At 56.8% G+C, this 17,181-nt stretch carries 15 protein-coding genes; 7 read left to right on the top strand and 8 right to left on the bottom strand.

Annotation, left to right across the window (positions count from 1 at the left end):
• The first annotated feature begins 1 nt into the window (after position 1).
• Positions 2–442, top strand: coding sequence for a DUF2231 domain-containing protein (locus CAUR_RS00180; RefSeq protein ID WP_012255948.1), 441 nt, complete (start codon positions 2–4; stop codon positions 440–442).
• A 7-nt stretch (positions 443–449) separates the two neighbouring features.
• Positions 450–1,133 carry a lysophospholipid acyltransferase family protein gene (locus tag CAUR_RS00175; RefSeq protein WP_012255947.1) on the top strand — a complete coding sequence of 228 codons (684 nt, stop codon included), beginning with the start codon at positions 450–452 and terminating at the stop codon, positions 1,131–1,133.
• A 391-nt stretch (positions 1,134–1,524) separates the two neighbouring features.
• Here the strand turns inward: CAUR_RS00175 and CAUR_RS00170 are convergent, their stop codons facing one another.
• The 3 genes from CAUR_RS00170 to fmt form a co-directional block, all read right to left on the bottom strand.
• The gene (locus CAUR_RS00170) at positions 1,525–2,118 is read right to left on the bottom strand and encodes an SH3 domain-containing protein (protein WP_012660369.1); all 594 of its coding nucleotides are present in this window, start codon (positions 2,116–2,118) and stop codon (positions 1,525–1,527) included.
• Positions 2,119–2,134: 16 nt separating this feature from the next.
• Positions 2,135–2,569 (bottom strand): hypothetical protein, encoded by a 435-nt coding sequence (locus CAUR_RS00165; RefSeq protein ID WP_012255945.1) that lies wholly within the window; start codon positions 2,567–2,569, stop codon positions 2,135–2,137.
• An 845-nt stretch (positions 2,570–3,414) separates the two neighbouring features.
• A complete protein-coding gene (gene fmt, locus CAUR_RS00160) occupies positions 3,415–4,347 on the bottom strand; it encodes a methionyl-tRNA formyltransferase (protein ID WP_012255944.1) in 933 nt (310 codons plus the stop codon).
• Between the two features lie 637 nt (positions 4,348–4,984).
• Here fmt and CAUR_RS00155 point away from each other — a divergent pair.
• From CAUR_RS00155 to erpA, 5 genes are all read left to right on the top strand, one after another.
• Complete coding sequence (locus tag CAUR_RS00155) at positions 4,985–5,929, top strand: MDR/zinc-dependent alcohol dehydrogenase-like family protein (RefSeq protein WP_012255943.1); 945 nt, start codon at positions 4,985–4,987, stop codon at positions 5,927–5,929.
• On the top strand, positions 5,922–6,863 hold the full coding sequence (locus CAUR_RS00150) for a GGDEF domain-containing response regulator (RefSeq protein WP_012255942.1): 942 nt from the start codon (positions 5,922–5,924) through the stop codon (positions 6,861–6,863). The genes CAUR_RS00155 and CAUR_RS00150 overlap by 8 nt, the downstream gene beginning before the upstream one ends.
• Before the next feature lie 381 nt (positions 6,864–7,244).
• Positions 7,245–7,460 (top strand): cytochrome c oxidase subunit II, encoded by a 216-nt coding sequence (locus CAUR_RS00145; RefSeq protein WP_012255941.1) that lies wholly within the window; start codon positions 7,245–7,247, stop codon positions 7,458–7,460.
• A 15-nt stretch (positions 7,461–7,475) separates the two neighbouring features.
• Positions 7,476–9,239: a heme o synthase gene (locus tag CAUR_RS00140; RefSeq protein ID WP_012255940.1), complete on the top strand. Its 1,764-nt coding sequence runs from the start codon at positions 7,476–7,478 to the stop codon at positions 9,237–9,239.
• Between the two features lie 121 nt (positions 9,240–9,360).
• Entirely contained in the window at positions 9,361–9,804 is a 444-nt protein-coding gene (gene erpA / locus CAUR_RS00135) for an iron-sulfur cluster insertion protein ErpA (RefSeq protein ID WP_012255939.1), read from the top strand.
• A gap of 385 nt (positions 9,805–10,189) precedes the next feature.
• Here the strand turns inward: erpA and CAUR_RS00130 are convergent, their stop codons facing one another.
• From CAUR_RS00130 to CAUR_RS00110, 5 genes are all read right to left on the bottom strand, one after another.
• Positions 10,190–10,819 carry an FmdE family protein gene (locus CAUR_RS00130; RefSeq protein ID WP_012255938.1) on the bottom strand — a complete coding sequence of 210 codons (630 nt, stop codon included), beginning with the start codon at positions 10,817–10,819 and terminating at the stop codon, positions 10,190–10,192.
• Positions 10,820–10,832: 13 nt separating this feature from the next.
• Positions 10,833–11,162: a carboxymuconolactone decarboxylase family protein gene (locus CAUR_RS00125; RefSeq protein ID WP_012255937.1), complete on the bottom strand. Its 330-nt coding sequence runs from the start codon at positions 11,160–11,162 to the stop codon at positions 10,833–10,835.
• A gap of 560 nt (positions 11,163–11,722) precedes the next feature.
• Positions 11,723–14,983: a molybdopterin-dependent oxidoreductase gene (locus CAUR_RS00120; protein ID WP_012255936.1), complete on the bottom strand. Its 3,261-nt coding sequence runs from the start codon at positions 14,981–14,983 to the stop codon at positions 11,723–11,725.
• Between the two features lie 52 nt (positions 14,984–15,035).
• Positions 15,036–16,181, bottom strand: a complete 1,146-nt coding sequence (gene nrfD, locus CAUR_RS00115) for an NrfD/PsrC family molybdoenzyme membrane anchor subunit (RefSeq protein WP_012255935.1) — start codon at positions 16,179–16,181, stop codon at positions 15,036–15,038.
• Between the two features lie 11 nt (positions 16,182–16,192).
• Positions 16,193–17,149, bottom strand: a complete 957-nt coding sequence (locus tag CAUR_RS00110) for a 4Fe-4S dicluster domain-containing protein (protein WP_012255934.1) — start codon at positions 17,147–17,149, stop codon at positions 16,193–16,195.
• Positions 17,150–17,181 lie beyond the last annotated feature (32 nt).

The following is a 17,181-nucleotide window of genomic DNA, read 5'->3' as shown; positions in this document are numbered from 1 at the left end:
GATGTACGCACTGCATCCGGCTACTGTCCATATTCCAATTGGGCTGCTGCTGGCCAGCAGTCTCTTTACGTTCATTGCCCTGCGCACCGGTCGTATGCAGTGGGAACAGAGTTCGTTCCACTGCCTGATCTTCGGCTTGCTTGGAGCTGTGATTGCTATGGTCAGCGGCCTCATTGATGCAGCACGCCAGGTCACAAGTCCGCAGATCGCACCTGACGATCCGGTCATTATGTGGATCAACGGTCACGCTGCGGCCAGTCTGGCGGCAACCCTGTGTTACGGTCGCGTCTGGCTCATGCGCCGTCGCCAGCCGGGCTTGTTAACCGATTCGACGCAACGCAATGCCTATCTTGGCTGGCATGTCGCCGGAATCGTCCTGCTGGTGCTTGGGGGCTGGCTGGGTGGCCGTCTCGTCTTCGAGTTTAACCTTGGCCGCTTGTGAGGGTCTTATGTTTGCCTACGTGGTATACGGTATTCTCTACCTCATCATCAACTTCTTTCGCCTCATCGGCTGGTGGCGCTGGTCAATCAGCGGTATCGAGCGCCTGCCGCCACGCGAGCAAGGGGGCATGATCCTGGTTATGAACCATATCAACTGGGTGGACATCCCTGCCGTTGGCGCCATGCTCCCATTTCGCTATCGCCTCTCGTGGCTGGCCAAGATCGAGATTTTCTCCCACCCGCTGGCCGGCTGGTTTTTCCGCAATATGGACGTTATTCCAATCCGGCGCGGCAAACGCGATCTGGCAGCGCTCGACGCGGCAGCACAAGCGCTCCGTAATGGCGCTGTACTGCTGATCTTCCCCGAAGGCCACCGCAGCCGGAATGGCATCCTGCAACCCGGACGTGGCGGTGCTGTGCGGCTGGCGATGCAGGCCGGTGTGCCGCTTGTACCAATGGCCATTACCGGTACCGAGCACGGTTTTCGCGGCACGCTGCTCCGCAAACCGGTGCATATCACCATCGGCGAGCCGTACCGTGTCGAACCGCTTCCCGACAACAAGATTCCCGCCGATGTGATGGAACAGTTGACGAACGAGATGATGCTCAAAATTGCCGCCATGCTCCCCCCAGCTCAGCGGGGGCCGTATGCCGCATTGCTGGAAGCCGCTGCTGTGAAGGAACAGGTCTGATCAGGTTCCGTCAACCCGTCGCTCTACGGGCCGGCACCTCTTCACCCCGGCCCGTCCATAGGTGAGAGTGCTGAACCGCTGGCGCAAGGTGTTTTTGTTCAGGTTTCGGTAGCCTGTCACACTATGGGCCAGCCTCTTTATCCCGACCCGTCCATAAGTAAGAGTACTGAACTGCCGGTGCATGATGCTTGTGAAAGAACAGACTTAATCAGGTTCCGGCAACTCGTCGCTCTACGCGCTGCTACCTCTTCACCCCGGCCCGTCCATCACAGAGAGTGTTGAACGTCGGCCAAAGCAGCATCCACACCGACCACGAGCAGCAGATTGATCACCCGCCTCTCCTGCGTGCGCCACAACACCCGGTTTGATCCACAACGGGTGTGTTGGCGTATCAGGGGGCAACCGGTTCCAGAAAGGTCAACCCATCAGGTGTCGCGACAGCGCACCAACCGCTTTGTGATCCGACCTCAACACGCCACCATGTATAACCATCGACCTCAATCGGCCCTTCAAGCAGCACCACTTCACGTCCGGCAGGGATGCGGGCAATCACGCGGGCTGTCAGTCCTGGTGAAGCGCGTAGACGCAGGGCAGCTTCACCGACATTCACAACGACCGCTCGGCCACCAACCTGGAGGGTTGGTGGGGCCTCTGTTGGAATTGGTGTGGGTGAAGGGAGTGGTGTTGGCGTCGGAGGGATTGGTGAAGGTTGCGGAGTTGTAGCCACTGTTGTCGGTGATGCTACTGGCTGCGCTACGACAGCCGGGCCAATACGTCCAATCAGCCATACCAGCGCAACCAGTCCAACCACACCAATGCCACTTATGAGTAATATGCCGACCCGGTTTATACCTGGTCGGTTACGGCGCCGTACCGAGTCGTACCCTTGCCGGTAGTAGTAGTAGTGCTGATAGTAGAACGGATTAAATTCACCACGCTCGGCATCGGCAGCACCGCGTTCATACATCTCACTCGTGGTTGGCATACATCCATGTCGAGTACTACCGGGTTAATACCAGGTCTTCGCGTCCCATCTCTCTCAGCATCCGCGGGTACAGGGTGTACATTGGTTCAACCGCGGGTAGCAGTTTGAGAATCTTGGGAATCGGTCCTTTAGCAATAATCTGGCGTCGAGCCAGGGCGGTCATCAGATTAATCTTACCATGCCAGAATTGATGCGCAATATCCGCCTTCATGCTCATTTCAACATCTGGCTTCAGGTCTACTTCACCCCAAAACACATCGCAAAACGCGCCGGGCTGCGTTGGCGGGTGAGCAGCATCGATGGTGACAACACCGTGCGGTTCTTCGTAGCGGAACTGAATGACGATGCGTCCTTCACAAATTCGGGGTGCAATCTGGGCATCACATTTCACCCGGTCATACAGTTCACCTAAGATTTGACGCAGTTCTGCCTCGTCTTTGAAGAATGGCATTGTTCATCTCCCTTTGCCGTCTGTGAATGACGGTGCTGTACTGTAGGAAAATCCTGTGAAAACGATTATACGAGGTTCAGCAGGAGAACGCAAGAGGGTATAACGCATCGCGTTAAAAGGTGCAGGTAGAGACATAGTTGCTGACATCTGTTATGCACTGCCCGTCCTGAACCTGATCCGTGCCTTTGTGGTTCGCATCTTACACCGCAGAGACACGGCGGACACCTATGCATTACCCATAACTGGCGTCAACCACGTATGTACCAGCGGGTATGATCGCCATGGGTGCTATTTTGGGCGACTGTCCAGGTGGCAGCGCACAGCTCCAGCCGTGCTATCACGTACTGGATGGGTTGCCTTACGCGCACATCATGTGCGTGGCGCAGGGTTTGGAGTGCGGCAGCCATGCTGCCGCGCCGGCCGTGCTCACGATCCGGCGCGTGGTACGCCGTTACCCCTTCTGGTTACGGGGATGCTGGACGTGCTCGTGACGATCATCGGGTTGGTTAGCCACGAATCGCTACCTGCGCGTAGAGGTGTTGTTGCACCAGGTTCGTGCCTGTGTACCAACGGCCACGGCCAACACCTGACGGCGCTAGAGATGATGCCTGCACGCAGGCTGGAAGCCTTTGCCACGGGGAGGGCTTGCAGCCTGGCCTAATGCAGCGTGACATGTGGGTAATGCATAGAAGAGGGGGTAGAAGCAGGACGTCCGCACGCCACACCCTGTGATACGTGCATCACCGAGCGTGGAAGATGTCGTAATGTCTGCGTGGATGGACGAAATAGCTCCTACCCATCAAATACACGGATTACGGGTGGGTTCTAAGGCGAACAGGCTGGTGCTACTCCCCTAGCCGGATGTTGTCAGCATGAACACCGGCCAGCCAGGCTGAGCCACTCATGGGGCGGCGACTGGCCGGCTGGACTTCAATCAGCTCCAGGGCATCACTGCCAGTTTGCACCAGTGGATGCCCACTGCCACTACGCCCAATAACGGTACCCGGCACGTTTGTACCGTCAGCCGAAGCTACCGCCGCTTTGATAATACGCAGTGGTTGACCACGCCAAAAGGTATAAGCACCAGGCCACGGATCATAAGCCCTCGTCATCCGTTCAATCACTATCGCCGGTAACGACCAATCGATACGACCGTCCTCTTTTTTCAGCATCTTAGTCACGGTCGCCCGACTGTGATCTTGTGGACGAGGCTCAATCTCGCCACGGGCATAGCGTGGCAACACTTGCACCAGCAAATCGGCGCCAATCCGAAAGAGTTCATCGGTCAATTGACCGGCGCGTGCGGTTGGTGGCAGATCAACGACAGCCTGAGCCAGGATCGGTCCGCTATCCATACTGGGATCGAGCAACATAATCGTCACACCGGTTACCGTCTCTCCGGCCAGGATAGCGCCCGCTACCGGGGTAGGGCCACGGTATAGCGGCAGCAGCGATGGATGGATGTTGAGATACCCCAATGGCGGAATACTCAACACAGCCCGACGTAGAATTTCACCGTAGGCAGCGACGACCCCAACTTCTGGTTGCAGAGCGCTCAACGTCTCAACCACTGTCGGATCGCGCAATGTCTCTGGTTGGAGCACCGGCAGGTTATGGGCCATTGCTGCAATCTTTACCGGTGGTGGTGTCAGCCGGCGGTCACGACCGGCCGGTCGGTCTGGTTGCGTTACAACACCGACAATCTCGTGTCCGGCGGCAACTAATGCCTCTAATGCGTGAACGGCGAATGATGGACTGCCCAGAAATAAAATACGCATGTCATCCCTTTTCAGCTAGAAATCGCTACAGAATAACAGAGGTGAACAACATAAATGATGCAGCTTTTTACCTGCTATTGCTGAGTCTGAATTTACTGGCTTCCCTGTCGGGTAGTGTCTATTCTTCAGCGTAGAACTTCTTTCATAAAAGCTATGCTGTCGTCCTACCAGACCGTCGCACGGACTCATGAACGCTGACCAATCACTCGTTGGATTGGTTGCCTTGCCCGCTCGTCATGCGCGTGTCGCGTCGTTTGGTGTGCGTCAGCCATGCTGCCGCACCAGCCGTGCTCGCGATATGGCGCGTGTTAGGCCGTTGACCATGCTGGTCACGGAGATACGGTGTGTGCTCGTCACGATCATGGCGTCCGCAGGTAATGAGATAACTTTTACTGTCGTCCGGGCAGTCATCTCTGACCTCTCGACGTATCAGCCCATATCTTTGGCCTGTTGATTTCGCGGCAATTGTTGAACGGATAGCTTGCAATCCTTGCCTTCAAACTTCTGATGACGCAACACAGGTATCGCCGAGCGATTGGCATCGTAGTTAACTCCTCGCCTTGACTTCATAACATAGCGAGTAGCAGCATATAGTATAATAGAGTTCGGTGTCATTAAGCGTGAAGACAGCATTGTTATGCGAGCAATTTTTTTCAATGGTGACCTGCAATATACCACCGATTATCCTGACCCCGTTCGTCAGCCCGGTGAGGCCTTAATTCGTCCGCACCTGGTCGGTATCTGCAACACCGATCTGGAGATCACTCGTGGCTACATGAATTTTCGCGGCGTACTTGGTCATGAGTTTGTTGGTACCGTTGTCGCCAGTGACGATCCATCCTGGCAGGGGAAGCGCGTCGTCGGAGAAATTAATGCGGCCTGTCGCCGCTGCCCCACCTGTTTGCGCGGCGATGTCAGCCATTGTCCACAACGCACAACCCTTGGTATCTACCGGCGTGATGGAGCGATGGCCGACCTGTTCACGTTACCCGAGGCCTGCCTGCACGAAGTGCCTGCCTCGGTGAGTGATGAAGCTGCGGTCTTCACCGAACCGCTGGCAGCCGCGCTCGAAATCGTCGAACAGAGCCATATTCGTCCAACCGAGCGGGTTGCTGTCGTAGGTGACGGCAAACTCGGTGCTATGATCGTTCAAGTTCTCCGTCTCACCGGTTGTGAACTCACGCTGATCGGTCGGCATCCCGAACGGTGGGACGTTTACCGTCAGCAGGGAATAACCTGTGTGCGCAGTACAGACCTTCCCGGCACCTTATTTGATGTCGTCGTCGATTGTACCGGTAATCCATCTGGCTTGAATATCGCACGACAAATCATTCGTCCACGTGGTCGATTAATCTTGAAGAGCACCTTTGCTGCCGAGACTCAGCTTAACCTTAGCATGGTGGTAGTTGATGAGATTCAATTGATTGGCTCGCGCTGTGGGCCATTTGCGCCCGCATTACGCTTACTAGAACGGGGACTGATTGCCACCACTCCCTTGATCAGTGCCCGTTATCCACTTGCTGAAGGTTTACAAGCGTTTGCCGCTGCTCCCGGCCAACTTAAGGTTTTGCTCAGTGTCTGAAGAAGTTCATCTGCCAACAGTTCTTTTCGCCGACGACGACCCCCATATTCGTACCTTGCTCAGTGATACATTGACGCAAGCCGGTTTCGCTGTACTGGCTGCCGAAGATGGGTTGTCGTTGATTCGGATTGCCCAAGAGCAGTTACCAGACATCATTCTCGTTGATCTAATGCTCCCTGGGGTTGATGGTTACGAGGCAATTCGGCAACTGCGGAATGATACCCGCACTGCCCATCTGCCTATCATTATTGTGACTGCACGTGCCAACCCATCTGATGTCGTCATCGGTTTTGATACCGGTGCCGATGATTACATCACCAAGCCGTTCAACGAAGCCGAACTTGTGGCACGTATTCGTTCGTTACTGCGGCGCATAACGAAGCGTCCGGTTCGCAACCCATTGACCGGTTTGCCCGGCAATGTGCTCATCGGTGAGGAAATTCGCTACCGGCTTCAGCGCGGTGAACCATTTACTTTACTTTACACAGACATCAACGAATTCAAGGCGTTTAACGACAAGTATGGCTTTGCCCGTGGTGACCAGGTAATTCGCCTGGTAGCCGAACTTTGCGAGCAGGCACAACAATTCTTTGCACCTCATGCTATCTTTGTCGGCCACATAGGCGGTGATGATTTTGTACTGCTCTGTCCGAGTACAGTTGCTGCTGACCTGGCGCGGTGGCTGGTTGATCAATTTGAACAGGCAGCATTATCGCTCTACGATGAGGAAGACCGCCAACGCGGCTACCTGGTCGGGTATGATCGAGCCGGTAATTTGCGCCATATTCCACTGGCTACGATGGCTGTCGGTGGGGTTTCGAGCCGCCTGGATGCGACCGTTGATGAATTGTCACGGGAAGCAGCAGCCATGAAACACGCGGCCAAGGTCTTTGGTACCAGTGCAGTCATCATTGATCATGTGCGCCTGCGCTAATGGATGGTCTTGCCAGGGGTAGCACGGGCATCAGCCTGTGCTCCCTTATTCTCTGTAACTTGTCGGGCCATACATCTACACAGCCAATTTTCAGTTCAGACTCCAGGTGTGGACAGAAAGTCACCGGCTGACATCTCCCGCATTGCGTGTTCGCAGTTATCACGCTATCGTGGTGATGATGTCTCTACCGTTGCATTACCAGCTTTATGACCAGTTCATCCTCACATCAATAGTTAACAGATCTCAACCGGATTGAGCGCTTTCTGGTGCGATAGAAGGCGATCCGGTGTTGAAATGTTCATTGTTGTCTCAAATCGGGGCATGGTATAATTTCGCCAGTGTCATTATCGTGAAAGAATCCACGAATATTAGGTTACTGCAATGATTGCCTGGTTGATTTTCTGGCTCGCAGCGATTGTAGCTATCGGTGGTCAAATTCCGTTGATTCTTGCCGCGTGGCGTCTGTACCGGCAACCATTCCAGCAGGCACCGGCCAACGTACCGCGCAGTGATGGTCGGGCAGATTTGGGGTGGACAATTCTCACTGCGCTGGCGACGCTGGCGCTGTTTGGTGCTGCGTATCTGGCTTTGCCGTAAGAGCGTGAGGAGTGTATGGCAGCGCGTTCTCTAATGCGAATCTTGCTTGTTGGTTTAGGCTTAACGCTGGCCACAATCATCTCAGGTGCACTGGTCACTATCTCGGCCAGTGCGACCGTCTGTTCGTCGTGGCCTTTGTGTCTGGAAGAACTGGTACAGAGCCAGAATCCATTGGTCTGGATATCACTCTTGCACCGACTGTTCGTCGCGCTGGCACTACTGGCTGTGTTCGCCGGTCTGGTAGCTGTCTGGCGGTCATCGGACACTGCCGGGTTACCGCGCATAACGGCAGGTATAGCTGCCGCATTCTTTCTCTTACAGGCTCTGGCAGGCGCGTTGCTGGTCTGGGGCGTTCCGGCGATGGTGGCTGATGTATGGCACCTGAGTGGCGCGCTACTGGCGTTCGGGGCGCAAAGCCTCACCATTGCCCTCATCGCCGTGCCAACGCCGGCCACACCAGAGCGACTGGCCGGGCGAGCGGCACAGATGCAGCGCCGTCTGCGCAGTCTGGCGTGGTGGTCAGCAGCCGCTGCCGGGGTTGCGGCCCTGGCTATCGGCGCACGCAGTGTCGTTCCCGGCTTTGGGATGATGACGGCGGTGCCGACAAACAGCGTCAGTGCAGTCGGCTTTGCCGCTTTGCTGTCGGTGTGGATGGCCCTGGAAGCGCGACGGCGGCTACGACCCGTCGCTGAAACTCCAGCACTGGCGCTGGCGTTGCCGCGCTACAGTCTGTTCCTGCCGGCGCTGGCCTTACTTGCCCTTCTTGGCGCCTTCATCCCGGTGGCTGGACATCTGATCAGTCTGACCGCCATTGCGCTCCTCTGGGCCGCTACGATCATCGCTGCCGTGATCCTGCAACGGGTACCATTCTCATTTGCAACCGCTACCGCAGGTGTGCGTTCGCAGCCGGCCTGGCGAACAGTTGTAGCCGACTATATTAGCCTGACCAAGCCCAAAGTTATTTCGCTGCTCCTGGTAACCACTCTGACCACCATGTTCATCACCGAAGCCGGGCTACCATCGTGGTGGCTGGTGATCTGGACAATGATCGGTGGCTATCTGGCTGCCGGCGGTGCGGGGGCGATCAATTGTGCCTTCGACAGCGATATTGACATCAACATGGGGCGCACCAGCCGGCGTCCGGTACCGAGTGGTCGCATCTCGCGGCGGGCGGCGTTCATCTTTGGTTTGATTTTGAGCGTGCTATCGATCATTGTGCTCTGGGTCTTCACCACACCGCTGGCGGCCTTCTTCGCCTTGCTGGGCATCATCTACTACGCCTGGTTCTATACGGGCTGGCTCAAACGATCAACCTGGCAAAACATCATCATTGGTGGTGGGGCCGGCGCCATTCCGCCACTCGTAGGCTGGACGGCAGTAACCGGTTCGGTTAGCCTGATGGCAGTCGTGCTGTTTGCAATCATTTTCTACTGGACTCCACCCCATTTCTGGGCGTTAGCCCTGGTGAAGCAGAAGGATTATGCGCGGGCCGGCGTGCCAATGTTACCGGTTGTGGCCGGTGAAGCCGAAACGCGCTGGCAGATTCTGGTCTACTCGGCAATCATGGTGGCGGTATCATTGTTGCCGGTAGCGATAGGGGCCATGAGCTGGATATATCTCATCGGGGCAGTCGTCCTGGGTCTACGCTTCATGCGCGATGCCTGGGCCGTGTGGCGCGTGGGCGATCAGGCAGCGATCTGGGGTCTATACAAATACTCGTTGCTCTACCTGGCGCTCGTATTTGCCGCGATGGTGGCCGACCGCCTGATCATCGGCTAACCTGGCCCAGTGATGACTTTTGAAAGATAGTACTAGCATTTTCGGCCAACATCGTGTATACTGCACATATTGAAGGAGGCAGGCGCTTCGGCGACTGTACATTATGGTCAAGGAGTAGTCCATGACAACGGTTGATCTCAATCAGATCACATTCCAACCGGCCACCCCACAACCGCTGCTGACCATCAGCGAAGCGGCGAGCAGCCGTCTGCTCAAGATGATGCAGGAAAAAGAACTGGAAGGCTATGCCTTGCGCGTATTTGTTGCTGGTGGTGGTTGTTCGGGCCTCCAGTACGGCATGACCTTCGACGACGAGGTACGCGAAGGCGACAACGAGTTTTACGCCGGCAACCTGCGGGTACTGGTCGACCCGATCAGCGCCCAATACCTGTTTGGCGCATCGATTGATTTTGTCGATACGCTGATGGGTGGTGGCTTCAAGATTGACAACCCGAATGCCGTTTCCTCGTGCGGTTGTGGCCACTCATTCCGCGCCCGCGACACCGACTACAGCGAAGACGATGAGGACGCGCCGGTCGGTGGATGCAGTGCGTGTGGGATGTAGGCACAGCATCTGGTAGGCTAAATCATTTACCCAAATCTCCTCATCTTCTGAATGATGAGGAGGTTTTGTGTTTCATTGAACCGGGTAATCTCTGGCAGGACATAAAGGGGCGGGTTTTTCAGCCGCCCCTTTCATGTGTTGTATGTTACGAGTGGATGACCATGCTGTTGTTCACCGGGAACGCGCATGTCGTATGCTTGGGTGGTGTGGCATGCTCGACATATATGGTATGCCGTTCCACAATGCAGTCCTCTGTGCTGTACCGCGAATATGCGTAGCAGCAATAGTTTTACCCTGAACAAAATTATTATTTGTTCACATTCGTGCTCTTGTGTCTAATCTCTACTCGAAGTCGGCCTTCCTGTGTTTACAACGATTGACCTCTTTACCCGGTAATCGTGTAATACCCCTCCCCCCCACACGTCCGACACAGGGTTTGACCATCGCGGATTACTTCGCGGGCGTTGATGATCTCTTCGCCGCAGTGGTCGCAGGTAGTCCGTAAACCGTTGCGGCTGATGATGGCCTTGAGATCAACGGTCAGGGTGATCGGTTGGGCGATGAGGAGATCGGTTAGTGGCATCAATTGATAGGCGATTAGATACGCATGCCAGCGGCTGCGGGCGTTGGGTGCGTACTGCCGGGCCAGATCGCGCACATTGGGGCGCGGCGCAATGCGGAATGCCTGCCCGGTTTGGGTGTCTACGAAGGTTGCCGCGACTTTGCCTTCGTCCATCAGCCGCATGGTGCGGCGCCCCAACCAGCAACCGGTCGTTACGCTTACGCCGTCGGCAAAACAGCCGTCGGTTTCGACAAAGGTGTAGAGGCGTTTGTTCTTTTGAGGCAGGGTTAGACCCAGCAGTTCACCAGCATACATGCCCATGCGGGCACCAAGCACCTGACGTGGGCAGAGATGACGGTGCATTGCCGATGACTGGCGGAGAAAGTCGGCTAACGGGGCAGGGGCAACGAGCAGTTCCAGCGATGTGGTATCGATCAGATCATCAACCGACACGGTCGTTCCTCCTCTAGCTTTGTGGTGATGTAGCCTGGTGTAGTGCGGTACGTGCCCAACGCAGTGCCATCATCATTGTTGGGAAGCCAAGTGTGGTTACGCCCAGGATCAGGGTGTGTTCAATCTCTGCCGCAGTTGCGCCTGCTGCCAGCGCACGATGCACGTGGGAATGGACGGCACCCTCTGAGCCGAGAGCGGCTGCCATTGCCAGTTTAACCAGTTCGCGGGTTTTGGCGTCGAGTGGGCCGGCCTCGGCTGCTGCTGCACCCAGTTGTTCGTACACGCCGGCTACCGTTGGGTAGTCTTGCAAAAAGGTACGGTACGCTTCGGGCAGTTGACTCATGATAGCCTCCCAGGTGTATATTCCAGTTTGACGTTCTATGTCAGTTGCAAATACTGGCGATGCAGAACGGGCATAGATACCGCATTGCGCCGTCCGGTGTCGCGCATCCTTGTGATGGTATCTGCAATGACTTCTCGTTCCTTGCGCAGTACAATGCGCTTCACCTGTTGTCTGAATGAGCGAGCAGGCATCCTGTTCTGAGTTGTTGAGTGTGAATGTATGATAACTCAAGTTGCCACCTATGCTGTGAGCAGGTCATGGAGGCTGACTGTCAGAATGAACAGCATGACGTTGCCCACAACACTGTGTAGAGTAACCGAATGAACAACGTGGGTAGCAGCCTGTTCCCATAGACGTGCTACATCACGTCTCGCGGTAGCAACCCAGGTTATACCCATCCTCTGTGTCCTCTGTGTCTCTGTGGTGATAAAGGTAGTAGCTTGGGTTATGGTACCAGATTTATCTGAAACGAAGATGCGACACACGTTCGTGGTGTGTCGCACCCGCTTATCCCTGCCTTCCTGTATCGTGTCACGGTTAAGGAGTGCCACCTCTGTGTGTTAGCCAACTCGCTCCAGTTTCACCTTCGTGTCGTAGAAGACGGCACTGCCGCCGACCAGGTCGCTCAGGGTTACATTGCCCAGTACTGGATCAACGCGCATGGCAGCATTGGCGTGAATGCCGGCAGCCCGGCGCGGGTCGGCGGGGATGGTGACGCCGTCAATAACGATGTCGCTGGCGCCGCTGGCGAAGTGGCCCCAACCGAGCGGGAAGGAGATGACACCAGGGCGGATGCCCTCGATCACCTTCACTTTGCCGATCATCGGTTTGCGCGTACCGTTCTGCAAATCCCAGACCCCGTCGGGGTTGCTGGCCGAGCTGATGCGTACCCGATCACCGTTGCGTAAACCGAGACGTTCGGCATCGAGGCGATTGATCAGGATGGCGTTTTCGGGCATTAGGGCGAGGAGCCAGTAGTCGGCAATGCCACGCGCCTTCGCCATCATTGCCTCTTTGTAGGTGACCAGGTGCAGGTCGTAACCTTCATCAACGATTGGTGTGCCGTCGGCAGCCAAACCAGCCGGGATGTAGGTCGGGTAGCCGATCAGATGATCGCCGGTCATGGAGTTGATGGTGGTTGCCGTCTTCTCTTGATACAGGTTGATCTGTTTGGCGTATGGGTTGCCGGCCAGATCACCCTTCCAGCCCTTCTCGTAAGCCTGGTAGCGGCCACCACGGTTGAGAACGTAGACCGTTTGTCGCCAGAGCTGTTCATCATTGCCGATAGCGGCACGCCATTTGGCTTCATCAAACACGCTCGGCGGCAGGAAGCGGCGTGCCCGGCGGAAGACCTCTAATTCGGCATAGTCGGCTGGAGGTACGCCATCGCTGCCGTCTTCCTTCTCGCCGAAGGCGATGTTGGCCGCCAGTTTCAGGTAGAGGTGTTCGGGCCGGGTGAAGGGGATGCCTTCGCCAAAACCGTTCGGGCCGAAGCCAGGTAGTTCGAGCCGCTCGGCAATCGCGAGCACCAGTGCCTCGAAGCTGAGCGGAATCTCTTCGCCGAAGACCTTGACGGTTGGCCAGTTCGGTAAGCTGATCGCAGGCTGGCGAATGTTTTCCACCTTCCACGGGACGCTGGGGTGTGAGCCGTGGAATTCCCAGCGCTCAAGGAAGCTCAGGTCGGGGAAGATGTAGTCGGCATAGGTGCTGGTTTCACCAACCATGACGTCGCTGGTGATGATCAGCGGGATTTTCTTCGGGTCGGCCAGTATCTCGATGGTCGTCTGCGCCGCCGGCAAGGCGTAATTGATGGCCGACATGTAGAACATGGCGACTTTGATCTGGTACGGATAGGCATCACCCATCGAGGGGATGTCTTCCTGGTAGACATCGGTCGCCAGCGGGAACCATGGTCGGCGCGCCGGATAGCCATTGAATAGCGTTGATTTTTCGTAGGCGGTATTCGTGCGCAGCAGGTCGATGCCAAACGGGACGTTGGCACCGTTCGTCATCTTCTCAACCTCAAATGGCCCCTTTGCCTTCGTCCCCAGTCGGTCGTAGGTCGTAGGCTTGATCAACCCGCCGCGGTGGTCGAAGTTGCCGATCAGGGCATTGAGGGTGTAGAAGGCGAAATTGGTGTAGAAGCCGTTGGTGTGTTGCGATGGGCCCCGGTGAATGTCGGCCACTGCGCGCGTTCCGTGGCTGGTAAATTCGTAAGCGATCTCGATGATGTCTTCCGCTTTCACATCGGCAATCGCCGCCCATTCCTCAATGGTATGCGTGCTGGCTGCCTCGTAGATCACCTGCAAGCTACTCTTCACCGCGATGCCATTCAGTTCAGTATCGACCAGGAGATCACCAATCACCGGGGCGGCTTCGGGATCGTTCGGATCGATGGGGGTCGGTACGCCGTTGACCAGGGCAACGAAAGGATCGAAGCTGAAGCGCGTGCCATCAGCCGTCACATACGCTTTCGTCTTCTTCCCTTCGGCATCGGTCTCTTCAACGACAGTCGTCAATCCAATCTCACTGGCACGGAGGAACTTGCCCGGTACGCCGTCTTTGACCTTCACCAGCCAGGTGGCATTGGTCCAGCTCGGTTCGCCGTTGGCGGCAGCGGCGGCTTTGTTGGCAGCGGCGAGGAAACGAGTGTTGTAGCGCTGCTGTTCGATGATCCAGCGGATCATTGCCATTGCGAAGGCGGCGTCGGTGCCCGGTTTGATTGGTAGCCATTTCCAGGCTTTGCTGGCCAGTTTGCTCAAGCGTGGATCAAGTACGACATACCGCAGCCGACTGTTGATCACGCCTTGCGTAATGCGTGGTGATTGTGGAGTGGGGCCGTAGTTGGCTTCAAAGTGGTTGGTACCGACAAAGATGACGAATTCGGCATTACCCAAATCGGCCTGCCAGTAGAATTTCTGGCCGCCACTGAATTTGCCGGTCTTGGGATCGAACTGCTCGCTCATCGCTTTGCCGGTGAAATAGAGCGATCCCTGGCAAACGGTGGTGTGGCCGTTGGCGTTGACCGAACCGAAGCCTTTCTTGACGAAGCGTTGCACGAGGTCGCCACGACCGTTCTTCAACCGTCCCCAAACGAAGGCGAATTGATTGTTCTTTGGCCCCAGATCGGGATGGTCAGGATCGATCAGTACATCGAGATGGTCGGCAAAGTCGCGTTTGAATTGCTCGACGAGGGCCGGTTTCTCTTCCGGCCTGGCGGCTAAAATTGCATTGACCGCGTTTGCCATCTCTTTGGCCAGTTTGGCGTCCTTGAGGGCATAGAGCGCGCGCAGCCCTTCTACCGGCCCTTCGCCGAACAGATCGCCACCTTCCACAATCTCAGTAATTGCCTGGTCGAAGTCAATGGTGATCCATTGGCCGCCACCGCGCGGTGTGCCCGGTTTGCGTTTGAGCACCCGCATCAGTCGGTACGGGTCGTAGGCGGTCTGGATGCCGGCATGACCTTTCGGGCAGAGCGCGCCGTCAATGGAGCCGCTGGCGCTAATTGGGGTGCTGAAAGGCAATGGCGGTTCCATCGTCCACGGGCTGTACGGATTACCTTCCAGCTTGGCTGCGACGCCATCGATCAGTTTGACTTTGAGACCGCAGCCGGTATTGCATTGCAAACAGACCGTCTGGATAGAGTTGGCCGCATCGACGAGCGGCAGTTCGAGTGCCGGTGCTTCGCCGCGAGCCAGGCCGGCCAGCGGGCCAAAGCCGAGGAGCGCAGCGCCGCCACCGAGCAGAGCCGAAGTCTTGAGAAAGTCGCGTCGACTCATGCTTTGGTCGGTGCGAGTGGATGTTTCAGGTTGCCGTTTCATATCAACACTCCTGTCGTTGGGGCAGGGGATAACGACCAATGATACGTGTCATCTAATCGGCAGCGCTACTTGCTTCCGTTGGTAGACGATTGAAGAGCGGTAATCGATCTGTGCCGAGCAGGAACCCGATGGTTGCAGCACCGACGATACCCGCCGTAACCGCCCATTCCATCAAACTGGGGCTGTAGGTGAAGCTCAGATGTGGGCCGTGGAACGCTTCACCCAGACCTTGCAGTTCGGGCAGGCTGAGAGCCGGGAAGATGATGTTGGCACGCGCTACCGCCAGGCCGATCAGCACACATACACCCATCAAACCGGCAGCAAAGCCGCGCTGTCCAACCGGCATAGTCAGCACAATGAGCGGGATCAGCATGCCGAGTCCGAGTTGCAACAGCCAGAATGCCCAGCCGTAGGGGCCAAACAGGACGAGATTGATCGCTGCTGCGCCGTGGCTACTGTTCTGGTAGAGGGCTTGCGAGACGTCGCTCCAGAGGTAGTAGCCTTTCACCAGCAAAAGCACGACCATCGCCAGGCTGAGAATGCGTAACTGTTGCGAGCGGCGTGGATCGCGGAGTGGGCCGAACCAGCCGATGGCGATCAGCATTAGCGCCACACCAGAGGTGAGGTTGAAGACGGGGAACTGCGCCGGTAAGTTGCTGACGTGCCAACTGATCCGGTTTTGGTTGACACCGAGCAGGGCACCGATCCCACCACTGAGGAAGATGGCGAGAATAAGGCCAATTGCCATTACCGGCTTTAACCAGCGTGAGGGTTGTGGCCGTAAACTGAGCCAGAGGCTGATCACAACGATACCCAAAAAGATGGTGTAGCCCCAGACCAGTTGCGCCATAACCGAACCGAAATTGGGCTGGAGATAGACTTTCCAGATGCGCGTCATGTGACCGAGGTCAAGGCCGATTGCTACCAGCCCTGCCGGCATTGCCACCAGCGATCCCCAGAGTGCCATGCGTCCGCTCCCACGGAAGATCGGCAGCTCGAAGAGCAGATCGAGGGTTGCCAGCATAAAGGCTCCGGTTGCTACCCCGGCGAAGAACATATACAGCGCTACCCACAGCCCCCAGACAACGTATGAGCCGTAATTGGCATGCATATGACCGTAGACAAGGCGGTCGTACAATCCCCACAGGCCGACGAGCAGGCCAAGGGTGCCGGCGAGATAGAGGAGTCGCTTAAGCATAGGTCTGCTCCTCACTGCAAATAGTAGACACGCGGCTCGGTGCCGAGGTCTTCTTTCAACCGCATGACATTGGGTTTGGCAATCAGTTCGCTAACCAGGCTATCGGGATCATTGGCATCACCGAAGAAGGTGGCGCGCCCGATGCAGGTCGTGACACAGGCCGGGAGTTGACCGTTGAGTACCCGGTGCATGCAGAAGTGGCATTTACGCACGTTCCCAACCGGCGAGTCGTGGAGGTTGCGCCGTGCGTGGGCTTTGCCGTACTCGAAGGTGGTGACCGTCTCGTAGGTCGCTGCCTGATCGGCGCCAAACATGACGCCAGGGTCGGTGGTGTCGGCGGTGTAGGTGTATCCGAAATCGAAGGTGCGCGCACCATACGGACACGCAGCGATACAGGCACGGCAGCCAATGCACTGCTCGTAGTCTACTTCGACGACGCCATGCTCGTTGGTGAAGGTGGCCGAGACCGGGCAAACCCCGGTGCAGGGCGGATTGTCGCATTGCATACAGGGTCGGGGAATGAAGCGGCGCGTGACATTGGGGTAGCGACCGATCTCTTCGTCGATCACCGGTCGGTAGACCACGCCGGGTGGCAGTTTGTTCTCGGCCACGCAGGCGATGGTGCAACCGTGACAACCGACGCAGGCGCGGAGATCAATCACCATCACCCAACGGCGTTCGGCGACCGGTTTGGCGAGTGCCCGCAGCAGTTCGGCCCGCATCCGCTCCAGATGATCGAGGGGTGTACCGCTCACTTTGGTTGCACGGAGGCGAGCAATCTCGGCTTCGTAGGCGGCCAGGGCTTCTTCAGGCGAAAGCACATCGATAGTGTCGGCTGATTTTCCGGTGCTGGCAGGGAGACCTGCCTGTACTGAAGCCGCAGCGAGGGCACCGGCGCCGGCTACCAGTGCACCGAGTAAACCTCTGCGGCTTACCGGGGTTAAGGGGATAGTTGGTTGCCGGGTCATAGTCCAGGCTCCTTGTACTAATGCGGATTGCT

The organism is Chloroflexus aurantiacus J-10-fl, assembly GCF_000018865.1.
In the GTDB taxonomy this organism is placed as follows: Bacteria; Chloroflexota; Chloroflexia; order Chloroflexales; family Chloroflexaceae; genus Chloroflexus; species Chloroflexus aurantiacus.
Note: the sequence above shows the minus strand (reverse complement) of the source record. Positions and strands in the feature narration are given on the sequence as shown.

Coding starts and splice junctions, on each gene's coding strand:
- CAUR_RS00170 (WP_012660369.1), bottom strand. CDS start 2,118: ATGCCAACCACGAGTGAGATGTATGAACGCGGTGCTGCCGATGCCGAG.
- CAUR_RS00120 (WP_012255936.1), bottom strand. CDS start 14,983: ATGAAACGGCAACCTGAAACATCCACTCGCACCGACCAAAGCATGAGT.
- nrfD (WP_012255935.1), bottom strand. CDS start 16,181: ATGCTTAAGCGACTCCTCTATCTCGCCGGCACCCTTGGCCTGCTCGTC.
- CAUR_RS00110 (WP_012255934.1), bottom strand. CDS start 17,149: ATGACCCGGCAACCAACTATCCCCTTAACCCCGGTAAGCCGCAGAGGT.
- CAUR_RS00140 (WP_012255940.1), top strand. CDS start 7,476: ATGGCAGCGCGTTCTCTAATGCGAATCTTGCTTGTTGGTTTAGGCTTA.
- fmt (WP_012255944.1), bottom strand. CDS start 4,347: ATGCGTATTTTATTTCTGGGCAGTCCATCATTCGCCGTTCACGCATTA.
- CAUR_RS00145 (WP_012255941.1), top strand. CDS start 7,245: ATGATTGCCTGGTTGATTTTCTGGCTCGCAGCGATTGTAGCTATCGGT.
- CAUR_RS00180 (WP_012255948.1), top strand. CDS start 2: ATGTACGCACTGCATCCGGCTACTGTCCATATTCCAATTGGGCTGCTG.
- erpA (WP_012255939.1), top strand. CDS start 9,361: ATGACAACGGTTGATCTCAATCAGATCACATTCCAACCGGCCACCCCA.
- CAUR_RS00125 (WP_012255937.1), bottom strand. CDS start 11,162: ATGAGTCAACTGCCCGAAGCGTACCGTACCTTTTTGCAAGACTACCCA.
- CAUR_RS00175 (WP_012255947.1), top strand. CDS start 450: ATGTTTGCCTACGTGGTATACGGTATTCTCTACCTCATCATCAACTTC.
- CAUR_RS00155 (WP_012255943.1), top strand. CDS start 4,985: ATGCGAGCAATTTTTTTCAATGGTGACCTGCAATATACCACCGATTAT.
- CAUR_RS00165 (WP_012255945.1), bottom strand. CDS start 2,569: ATGCCATTCTTCAAAGACGAGGCAGAACTGCGTCAAATCTTAGGTGAA.